Consider the following 9,973-nt stretch of genomic DNA (forward strand, 5'->3'; position numbering starts at 1 on the left):
CGCCCGGCCTGCCCGAGCGGAATTCGAAATGCGCGCCGCCCGGGCCTTGCTGTCGGCGAAAGCCTGCGAACGGGTCGCCACCGCCGGCAGCGCCCTCGAAACCCTGGAATTTCGGCTTGCCGTCGGCGTCGATCTCACCGCGATCGAATGCGGCGCGGTTTTTCTCGTCGCCGACGATCTCGTAGGCCTGGTTGGCGGCGGCAAAACGGTCCTTCGCCTTGGGATCATTCGGATTCTGGTCCGGATGATGCTTCTTGGCGAGCTTGCGGTACGCCGATTTTATGTCCTTGGCCGATGCGTTCCTGGCAACGCCCAGCACCTCATAGGGGTCGCGCATTAATCCTGCCTGCAAGAGAAAATGAGTTCATGGTCGCTTCCTATATGCGCTCGCATAGGAAGAAATTCCAGTGGCGCAAGACGCGATCGGCGACTGAATTCAGAGCGCCTTGAATTCCTGCATGTGCCAGCCGCCGGCGGCGGCCATGCAGAGCTGGCCCTTGAACAGCGACACGCCGTCGAAACTCTCGCGCGAGGCGGTGAAGCGGCGGCAGGTCAGGCCGGCGTCCTTCAGTTCGACCATTTCAGTGATCGAGCCGCGCGACCCGGTGCCGGCATTCGCCCATGGCACCCCCTGGCCGCCAAGTTCCAGGATGTCGGCCGACGAGACAGCATTGCCGATGGTGGTCTGATCCGAGTCCTCATCGCCGCTCGCCGGCGCGGCGGGCGAGGAAGGCGCGCTGGCGGTGACGATCGAGCGGTCGATTTCCGCCTTCTCCAGGCTGAAGCCGCCGGCACCGCAAGCGGCTAGCGGCAGGGCCATGGCCGCGACCATCAGCCTGACGCTGGCCGAAGCGATAACGCCCCTTTGCCTGCTGTCAAAAGCTTGCATGATGCGCGACAACAGGCAATGTCCTCCGGCTACGGTAAGAATTTGGAAAACTATGAGCGAAACTGAGTTAACAACGAGTGACTTTACCGAAACCGCGGAGCCGTTCCGGCTGTTTGCCGCCTGGTTGGAGGACGCGACCAGGAGCGAGCCCAACGACCCCAACGGCGTGGCGCTGGCGACCGTCGATGCCGATGGCATGCCTGACGTGCGGATGGTGCTGCTGAAAGGGTTCGATGAAGGCGGTTTCGTCTTCTACACGAATTTCGAAAGCGCCAAGGGCCGCGAAATTCTAGGCAGCATGAAGGCGGCGATGTGCTTCCACTGGAAGTCGCTGCGCCGGCAGGTGCGCGTGCGCGGCCCGGTGGAGATCGTCAGCGACGCCGAGGCCGACGCCTATTACGCGACGCGGCCGCGCGGCAGCCGCATCGGCGCCTGGGCCTCGAAACAGTCACGGCCGCTGGAAAGCCGCTTCGCGCTGGAGAAGGCGGTGGCCGAATACACCGCGCGTTACCCGATCGGCGAGATCCCTCGGCCTAAGCACTGGTCGGGCTTCCGCATCGTGCCGCAGTCGATCGAGTTCTGGCACGACCGGCCGTTCCGCCTGCATGACCGGCTGGTCTTCTCGCGCAACGCGGAAGGCGGCTGGGACAAGACGCGGCTCTATCCCTAGCTGGATGCGCCGGAGATCAATCCTTCTCCCGTTGGAAGAACAGGAAATGCGGCCTCTCGCTGGCGAGACCGACCGCCGGGCGTATCGTCTTGGTCGCCTGCCTCGGCACCAGGAACGTCTCACGCAAATTCAACGTATCGCCGCGTCTGGCGCCGGAGAAGATCGCCGACACGCAGGTGTGGGCATCGCCCGGTGCTTTCAGCGACACCAGCGATGTCGGCGACCAGCGCCTGCCTTCGGCATCGATCAGCATCACCTTGCACCCAAGCCAGAGTTTCTGGAGATCGGGATCGCCAACCTTTACGGAGAAGTCGGCTAGCACCGGCACCGAATCCGGCGGCAGGTTCGACATGCCGAAGGCGCCGCGCAGATCGGTCAGTTTCCAGTCGCTGCCACCGAAATGCGCGCTCTGTCCCCAAGCGACCTGGCGCGGAAACAGATCCTCGCCGCCCAGCAGCGTCTTGACGCTGTCATAGGCCTGCCCGGTCAGTGCCAGCGGAACGAGCAGGAGGAGAGCCCAAAGGCTGCGGCGACGCCATTTCCGTTCGCCCTGCCCGCTCTCCCAATCCAGACTCCTTGCCGTCATTTGGCGCCATCCCCTTCAGATCGGCTGCTTCAGATCGAGCGTGTCGACAGTCTCGGCGGGTAAACCGTCAGCTCCGGCAGCAACCGGTCCGAGCGAGATCTCGGCCTGCGAGTCGAGCGCCGACATCAGTTTCTCGGAGATCAGCAATGTGGCATTGCTCACCTCGTCCGGCCGTACTTCGAAGATCAGCCTCGCCTTTTTCGGCAGGCCGGGATCGATGGCCACGGGAAGCAGGCCATCGGCAAAGGACAGCCGTTCGGTCTGGTCATAGGCGAGGCCCGTAGGACCGCGCCAGGAAGCGGCCGCCACCGTCGTCGATTGCGCACTTGCCGCAAACTCGACCGTCACCACCGCCCAGATGCCGCCAGTCGTGAACACTTTGGTCTGGCCATATCTGTCGACCTTCAGGTTGCGCGCGAAAGCCACCTTGGCGGCGCGCGCCTCGAAGCCGCGCCCGACAACCGCATCGCCCAGCTTGCCGTAGGCCGGGATCGGTCCGATCAGTTCGGCATAGTGCGGCTTCGACACTTGCAGGCCGTAACAGAGGGCGGTCGCGAGGAGCAGCAGGACGACGTTGGCCATCTTACGCATCATGGCTGGACCTGCGCCGTGTCCGGCCCGGCACCGACCGCAAGCGTCAGCGTGCCGATCGGCGTCGGATTGAACCAGCCGGGCAACCCGTAGAGGTTGTCACGCTGCTTATAGGTCTTGCCGATGACCGTCAGGTCGAAGCTCGTCGGCGACACCGCGCCAGGCTGCATTTCCCAGATGTAGGCCATGCGCTCCGGCATGCCGGGATGCAGTTCCGGCGACAGCGTCGCGTCGCGCATCAGCACGATGAAAGGCTTTGTCGCGGCATCGGCCGCTGTTTGGCTCGCTCGCAGGATCTCGAAATAGTCCTTCGAGGACTTTGCCGTGCGGTTGGTCATTTCGACTTCGAGGACGAGCGCTTTCCCGCCAGGCTTGACCGGCGCGCCATAAGCGTGCTTCCCGTCGGTGACGTAGGCCTTCAATGGTTGCAGCAGCCACTGGCCGGTTTCGATCCGACTGGTTTGCGCCAGAACGGGCATCGGCTCGTGCCTTGCGCCGAAGGCGCCCAGGACACCGGCAACGGCAATCGCCGCCGCGGTGCCGATACCGGCAACGATCCAGGCTTTCAGACGCGAGCGGGCGGCCTCAAGCATTTTGCGCCTCGACTTCCGCCGCGCCTTTCGGACCGGTGGGCTGCGCGCCTCCACTGGTCTGGCGCTTCGGCAACGCGAATGCGGTTTCGAGGATCGCGGCGAGGAAACAGATGCGCAGCGGCTCGACGAGGATGCCGGTCGATGAGTCCTGGAACGGACTGCCGAACAGCAAGGAAACGCCATGCGAGAGAACCTGCCAGGTGTCGAGCTCATGCGGGCCGATGAGGCGCGTCGTGCCCAGCCACGCCCAGGCGGCAAGCCAGTCGACCAGCCGGTAGCCGACGATCAGCGTGACGACCAGCACAACGCCCGAGCTCAGCGTGATGCGCACACCGTTGGCGATCGGCAGATAGCGCGAGCGATAGCCGCTGATGAAGTGTTCGACGAAATCGCGAAGGAATTTCGGAATGGTGCTGTAGCGCGCGCCCAGGCGTTCGACGCGCTGATGCGCGCGCATCAGTTCCTTGTCGTCACGCACGTCGTAGCCGTAGATGAGCGCGGCCAGCACCAGCCAGATCACCGGCAGCAGCATGTAGAAGAACAGGTTCACCAGCCTGGCCGTCGTGTCGACGGACGTGACCTCGACGGGAACCATGGGATCGGCGAAGGCGCTTGCGATGGGACTGGCCATGCCGTCCGCCGCGGCCTGCAGGACGGAAAAGATGTTGCGGCTCATGAACCAGCCGACGACGTCGTCCTTCCAGCGCGAGATGACGTAGAGACCGATGAAGATCCAGTTTGTCTCGCAGATCACCACGACGATCTGCCAGAAGGAGCGCGCCTCGCCGCGCTTCTGCATTGCGTTGGCGAAGCGCCGGATCAACCATGAGATCGCGACGGACAGGACAAGCCATCGCGAATCCAGCACATCGAGCACGTTCCCCGCGCTTTCGCCGAACGGCGCCATGTCGAGCGTGACACGCGAATATTGCCGCACCGTGTCGCCCAGGAACCCCCAGGCCGCGTAGTAGGCGAAGAACGGCAGCAGCGCGACGGTGACCATGCGCGCCAGCCGCGCGCCTCCGCCGCGCACCTCGCCGGACGCTTCGCTGCGTGCCGCCTGCTGCGCGGCACGTGTCGCCGGCAGGGCAGGCAGCAGCGTCTGGAACATGGCGACGGTGACAGTGAGCTGCGTCAGGGCGACCAACGTCAGCAGCGCAAGCCCCGCCATGTGGTTCAGGAAGGCGGCGCGCGCGGCGATCTGCATGAACAGGTCACCGAACACGATGCCCAGCAGCACCATGGCGACCAGTTGCGGCCAGAAGCGCCACCAGAGTTTCAGGGTCAGCACCAGCGGCTTTGCGGCATCGGCAAACATGTCGGACGCTCAATCCGTCAAATGCATGCCCCAGATCGTTTCGGAAGGTTGCGTCTTGGCAGCGATGTTGCGGGCCATGCCCTCTCCACCGACCAGGCCCCCGCCCCGTCGGTTCGTGGGATAGGACGCGAGAACCGCGGTGTACAGATCAAAAATCGCGTTTAACGCGAGTTTCGCGCGAAGCTGCCACAACCTGACAGTGTCGTGGATCAGCTCGCTTTCTTGCGCGTCATGAAGGCGGTGAGCGCGGCGCGCGCTTCGTCGGATTTCAGGCGCTCGCGGAAATGCTCGCTTTCGACCTTGATGCGGGCGACGAGATCGTCGCGCGAGCCGCGCATCAGGTCGCGCGCGATCTTCAGCGCCTGCGGCGGCTTGGCGGCGATCTCGTTGGCAGCAGCCAGAACCGCGGCTTCCAACGCGCCTTCCTCGACGACGTCGTAGATCAGGCCGGCGGCTTTCGCGCGCTCGGCGGAGAAAGCTTCGCCGAGACCGAGCAGGGCGAAGGCGCCCTGCTGGCCGAGGATCCGCGGCGCGAGCAGGCTGGAGCCCGCCTCAGGCACCAGGCCGAGGTCGACGAAAGGCGTGCGGAAGATGGTGCGCGGTGTGGCGAAGGTCAGGTCACAATGGAGGTTGAGCGTGGTGCCGATGCCGACCGCGATGCCGTCGACGCCCGACACCATCGGCTTTTCCACCTTGGCCAGCGCCATCAGGAAATCCCAGACCTCGGTGCCGCCTTCGCCGCCGGTGGCGATGACCAGGAAGTCGGCAAGGTCATTGCCGGAAGAAAAGGCGCCGGGCACGCCGAGGAAGACATGCACGCGCACCGCCGGATCGGCGTCGCCCTCGGCCAGGGCTGCCGACATCTTCGCATACATGGCGCGGGTCAGCGCGTTCTTCTTGTCAGGCCGGTTCATGCGGATGATCTGCACGGCGCTCTGACGCTCGACGAGGATGTGGTCTGTCACGGTCAGTTCCTTCGCATGTCAGGATGTTCTAGGCGGAAATCAGTGCCTTGCCTGCGGCGGCGAGGCTTTCGGACCCGTCGATGACGCGCTCCTTCAAGGCGCGCGTCTCGCCGAGCAGGTTTTCGGCAAAGAAGCGGCAGAGCGCGATGCGGCCGCGATCGGCAAGCCCGCCCTGCGCCAGATAGGCGCCGCCGGCGGCGAGCGAGATCAGCCGCAGATAAGGCGTGGCCCCGGCCATGGCGGCATCAGCCTTGCCATCGGCCATCAGCGTCTGCAGGAAGCGTGTCGCCTCGTCGAGATCGGTGAGCGCCCTATCGAGATTGTCCGCGGTGCGGCCGAAGCCTTCGATGTTGGACGTACGCACCGCGTCCGCCATCGCTTTCAACTCGCCGATGTATTGATGCACATGTTCGCCGCCGCCGAGCGGCAGCTTGCGCGCCACCAGGTCGATCGCCTGGATGCCATTGGTACCCTCGTAGATCGGCGCGATGCGGGCGTCACGGTAGAGCGCGGCCGCGCCCGTCTCCTCGATGAAGCCCATGCCGCCATGCACCTGGACGCCCAATGAGGCGACCTCGACGCCGACATCGGTCGAAAAGGCTTTTGCCAGCGGCGTCAAAAGGTTGGCGCGATCGCGCCAATTGGCGGCGGCCTCACCTTCGCCGACGCGAGCGCGGTCGAGGGCATGGGCGCAAGAATAGCTGATAGCGCGCGCGATCTGGGTCAGCGCCTTCATGGTGAGCAGATTGCGCTGCACGTCGGGGTGATGGACGATCGGCGCCATGCCGGAGCGTGAATAGTCCGACGCCTTGCCCTGGCGACGCTCGTTGGCGTAGGCGATCGCTTTCTGCGTCGCTGTCTCGGCCACCGCAACGCCTTGCATGCCGACGGCAAGCCTCGCATTGTTCATCATGGTGAACATGCAGGCCAGGCCCTTGTTCTCCTCGCCGATCAGCCAGCCGATGGCACCGGGAGTCGTGCCCTGAAAACCGTCGCCATAGATCATGGTGCAGGTCGGCGAGGCGTGGATGCCGAGCTTGTGCTCGAGGCCGGAGCAGAAAACGTCATTGCGGGCGCCGAGAGCGCCATCGTCGCCGACCAGGAATTTCGGCACCAGGAACAGCGAAATGCCTCGCGTGCCGGCCGGCGCGTCGGACAGCCGCGCCAGCACCAGATGGACTATGTTGTCGGTGAAATCGTGCTCGCCATAGGTGATGAATATCTTCTGGCCGAAGATGCGGTAGGTGCCGTCACCGACAGGTTCGGCGCGCGTGCGCAGCGCGGCGAGGTCGGAACCCGCCTGCGGCTCGGTCAGGTTCATCGTGCCCATCCACTCGCCGGAAACGAGCTTGGCCAGATATTTTTCCTTCAGTGCCTCGGAGGCGTGCTTGTCGAGCGCCTCGACCGCGCCCATGCTCAGCGTCGGGCCGATGCCGAAAGCCATGGCGGCGGAGTTCCACATTTCGAGCGCGGCGACGGCCAGCATGGTCGGCAGGCCCTGGCCGCCAAATTCCTCCGGCCCTGACAGCGCGTTCCAGCCGCCGTCGATCCAGCGCCGGTAGAGTTCCTTCCAGCCGGGGGGCATGGTGACGGCCGCATCCCGCAGCACCGCGCCATGCTCGTCGCCGATCTTGTAGAGCGGCGCCACCTCCTCGCTGGCGAAGCGGCCGGCTTCGGCCAGGATGGCGTCGACAATATCCTCGCCGAGATCGCCGAACGTGCCGGCGTCCAGCGCAGGCTTGAGACCGGCGACATGCTTCAGCGTGAACGAAATGTCCTCGACGGGTGCCTTATACATGCCGCTTGCTCCTCCGCTGCCTCAGCCACTTGATCGTAGGACCCGGGCCGATGCAAAACCATCCGCCTTTGGGCGGCCTCCGATCTTCTTTTTACGTAAACGTCAAACTTTGTCACGTGGATTTTGCAGTCGCAACGACACGTCGCAGCAGCCGGCGCCCGATCCGTTCATGTTTCGTCGCGCTTTTGCCGCAAAGAGTCTCATTGGTTTTGAAAGCACTTCCTTAACCATAGCGGTTCAGCATACCCTCTTGTCAGTGGGGACAACCCTGATTGAAAGAGCCGGCGCGCCCTCTTCGCCGCCTGGCACTTCTCGCGGCTGCGATGGTGCTCGGCACGGCGGCACAGGCCTCGGATTTCTCCGAGCCGTGGAAGAACGCTGACCGCGCGCTGGTCATCGACGCCTACGAATACAATTCCATCGACTGGGCCGAGCTTGCCACCGACAAGCGCATCGTCGGTTTCATCAACAAGGCCTCCGACGGGCTGCCGCCGGCCTATTTCTGTTCGGGCGACGAGACCGAGTTCCGGCTCTGCAAGGCGTTGTGGAAGCGCTTCGCGGTGACGCGCGAACTGTTTCAGACGCGCAAGGTGGTGGCCAAGGCGCTCGGCCTGAAATGGGGCGCCTATCACCTTGCCCGCCCCGGCAACCCGGTCGAGCAGGCCAATAACTTCATCGATTTCGCCGAACCGGCGCCAGACGACCTCGTTGCCCTCGATATCGAAGGCAACGATCCGACGCAGTGGATGTCGCTGGAGGATGCCGAGGAGTTCGTGCGCCAGGTGCATCGGCGCCTTGGCCGCTTCCCGGTGCTCTACACCAACGGCAGGACTGCGCAATTCATTGCCGACAACCGCTATCAGTACCGGCTCCTGTCGCGGCTGCCGCTCTGGTATGCGCGCTACAAGCCCGACATCGAGGTGCATTTTCCGATGGGCAACTGGCAGGGCTACGCGCTCTGGCAGTTTTCGGCGCACACCAATTGCGGCCGCCTAAAATGCCCCTACCGCGTGCCGGGCACGCCCAACGACATCGACGTCTCCGTCGCACCGATGAATGCCGACCGGTTGCGCCAGCAATGGGCCTTTGGCGGCCTGATCGACGTGCCGTCAGATTATCTCGCCTCGATCCCGGTGCCGGTCTCGCGCGAGGCCGGGCTCGCCGGCAAATTCACCATCACCTATGCCGATGTCGCGACGCCGCCGACCTTCGAGGAAATGGTCTCGGTGCTCGGCCAGCGCTGGCAGAAATTCCGCGACGGCTTCAGCATGCCGGTGGTGAAGACGGTGCCACGGCGGCCGCGCTTCGGCATTGCCGAGTATGTTGCCTGGAAGCGCACCGAGCAGCGCTCGCCCTTGCAGCTCGAGGCCGCCTTCGCGGCGGCCGATCCGGTGAGCACCGCTTCGACCGCGATCGACCGCAGGCGGCGCTGAGCAACCGGCAACCGGGTCAGCGATGATTTCCGAGGCTGGCATACATGCCAGTGGTGCGAAATTGCGTCGGGGTCGTGCCGTAGGAACGGCGAAAAACCTTGGAGAAGTAATTCGCGTCCTCGAAGCCGCACAGGACGGCGACCTCCTTGACCGGCAGGAAATCCGCTTTGGTCAGCAGTTTTGCCGCGCGCTGCAACCGCTGCTGCAAGACGAATTCGGCGGGCGGGATGCCCTCGCTCTCGGCGAAGCAGCGCGAGAAGTGCGCGCGGCTGAGGCCACTGATGTGGACGAGGTCCGCCACCGGCAGCGGCTTGTCGAGATTGGCGTTGATGTGGTCGATCACCGGCTGCATGGCGCTTTGTTTTTCCGCGAAGGCGTGCGACCCGAAAACATCGTCGTAAAGGGCCATGGCAGCTTCGTAGGCGACGGCGGAAGCGGCACCCGGCGAACCGGCTCCCGCGATGAGGCGCAGGCTGCAGTCGGCAAGATGGTCGATCGTCGTTGGCTGCAACCGAAACACAGGGCCCGAGACGCTTAGGATCGATTTGTGGATGCGCAGCGCCTCCTCGCCGTTCATCGAGATCCAGAAATATTCCCAGCGATCACCCTTGGCCAGCCAGTAGCGATGGTTGTGCGGCACCAGCACCAGCAGCGTGTCGTTCGCCTGCAGGCGGTAGTTGCGGCTCTCGTAGCGTAATTGCCCGGTGCCGCCGATCGTGTGCTGGAGGACGGTGAACGGGGTCTGGCCGCGCTTTCGCCCGTCCCAGTCATAGGTTTCGTCCTCGCGCACCTCATAGCCGGTGCTGGTCGGCATGGCATGGAGGCGCTGGCGGCCGCGCGGCAGCGAGACCGTCCGCATCGATGGGCCGTTGGCGATCAGGTCCTGCAGCACAAAATTACCCTCGAAAGCATAATCCTTCTCTGTTCGTGCCTACGAATAAGCGCATAATCCAGCTCCAGAGAACGGGAATGACCCGCGGTCGAGGAGCGGGCGGGAGGAGAAAAGGCCGGATTTCCGGCCTGAGTGGCATGCACGCCCTGGCGTGCGGCCATATCCTCCCTTGCTGCTCCTTGCCTAGCATTCGATTGGACCAAGGTGAAGGTGATGAGCTTCAAAATCGCTATTATTG

At 64.3% G+C, this 9,973-nt stretch carries 12 protein-coding genes; 2 read left to right on the top strand and 10 right to left on the bottom strand.

The features are described from left to right. Both EN780_RS18975 and EN780_RS18980 read right to left on the bottom strand, forming a co-directional pair. The coding region (locus tag EN780_RS18975) for a DnaJ domain-containing protein (RefSeq protein ID WP_133372644.1) at positions 1–337 on the bottom strand (337 nt) is incomplete at its 3' end. A 99-nt stretch (positions 338–436) separates the two neighbouring features. Next, a complete protein-coding gene (locus EN780_RS18980; protein WP_128274979.1) occupies positions 437–901 on the bottom strand; it encodes an RT0821/Lpp0805 family surface protein in 465 nt (154 codons plus the stop codon). 40 nt (positions 902–941) lie between these two features. On the opposite strand from EN780_RS18980, the gene pdxH reads away from it, so the two are divergent. After that, entirely contained in the window at positions 942–1,559 is a 618-nt protein-coding gene (pdxH, locus tag EN780_RS18985; RefSeq protein WP_128274980.1) for a pyridoxamine 5'-phosphate oxidase, read from the top strand. 16 nt (positions 1,560–1,575) lie between these two features. On the opposite strand, the gene EN780_RS18990 is transcribed toward pdxH, so the two are convergent. The 6 genes from EN780_RS18990 to EN780_RS19015 form a co-directional block, all read right to left on the bottom strand. After that, the gene (locus EN780_RS18990; RefSeq protein ID WP_128274981.1) at positions 1,576–2,145 is read right to left on the bottom strand and encodes a hypothetical protein; all 570 of its coding nucleotides are present in this window, start codon (positions 2,143–2,145) and stop codon (positions 1,576–1,578) included. A gap of 15 nt (positions 2,146–2,160) precedes the next feature. Then, positions 2,161–2,739, bottom strand: coding sequence for a hypothetical protein (locus tag EN780_RS18995; protein ID WP_128274982.1), 579 nt, complete (start codon positions 2,737–2,739; stop codon positions 2,161–2,163). Next, on the bottom strand, positions 2,736–3,329 hold the full coding sequence (locus EN780_RS19000; RefSeq protein WP_128274983.1) for a hypothetical protein: 594 nt from the start codon (positions 3,327–3,329) through the stop codon (positions 2,736–2,738). The genes EN780_RS18995 and EN780_RS19000 overlap by 4 nt, the downstream gene beginning before the upstream one ends. Then, positions 3,322–4,647 carry a hypothetical protein gene (locus EN780_RS19005; protein ID WP_128274984.1) on the bottom strand — a complete coding sequence of 442 codons (1,326 nt, stop codon included), beginning with the start codon at positions 4,645–4,647 and terminating at the stop codon, positions 3,322–3,324. The genes EN780_RS19000 and EN780_RS19005 overlap by 8 nt, the downstream gene beginning before the upstream one ends. Positions 4,648–4,856: 209 nt before the next feature. Then, a complete protein-coding gene (locus tag EN780_RS19010; RefSeq protein ID WP_128274985.1) occupies positions 4,857–5,612 on the bottom strand; it encodes a crotonase/enoyl-CoA hydratase family protein in 756 nt (251 codons plus the stop codon). Between the two features lie 28 nt (positions 5,613–5,640). Further along, entirely contained in the window at positions 5,641–7,410 is a 1,770-nt protein-coding gene (locus EN780_RS19015) for an acyl-CoA dehydrogenase (RefSeq protein ID WP_128274986.1), read from the bottom strand. Positions 7,411–7,733: 323 nt separating this feature from the next. On the opposite strand from EN780_RS19015, the gene EN780_RS19020 reads away from it, so the two are divergent. Further along, positions 7,734–8,843 carry a glycoside hydrolase family 25 protein gene (locus EN780_RS19020; protein ID WP_128274987.1) on the top strand — a complete coding sequence of 370 codons (1,110 nt, stop codon included), beginning with the start codon at positions 7,734–7,736 and terminating at the stop codon, positions 8,841–8,843. 16 nt (positions 8,844–8,859) lie between these two features. Here the strand turns inward: EN780_RS19020 and EN780_RS19025 are convergent, their stop codons facing one another. Both EN780_RS19025 and EN780_RS39755 read right to left on the bottom strand, forming a co-directional pair. Continuing rightward, entirely contained in the window at positions 8,860–9,702 is an 843-nt protein-coding gene (locus EN780_RS19025; RefSeq protein WP_128274988.1) for an AraC family transcriptional regulator, read from the bottom strand. Positions 9,703–9,719: 17 nt separating this feature from the next. Beyond that, positions 9,720–9,973 (bottom strand): hypothetical protein (locus tag EN780_RS39755; protein WP_210215043.1); only part of this gene is annotated, 254 nt, incomplete at its 5' end.

The sequence above is a fragment of the Mesorhizobium sp. M4B.F.Ca.ET.089.01.1.1 genome, assembly GCF_004022605.1.
Classification (GTDB): Bacteria; Pseudomonadota; Alphaproteobacteria; order Rhizobiales; family Rhizobiaceae; genus Mesorhizobium; species Mesorhizobium abyssinicae.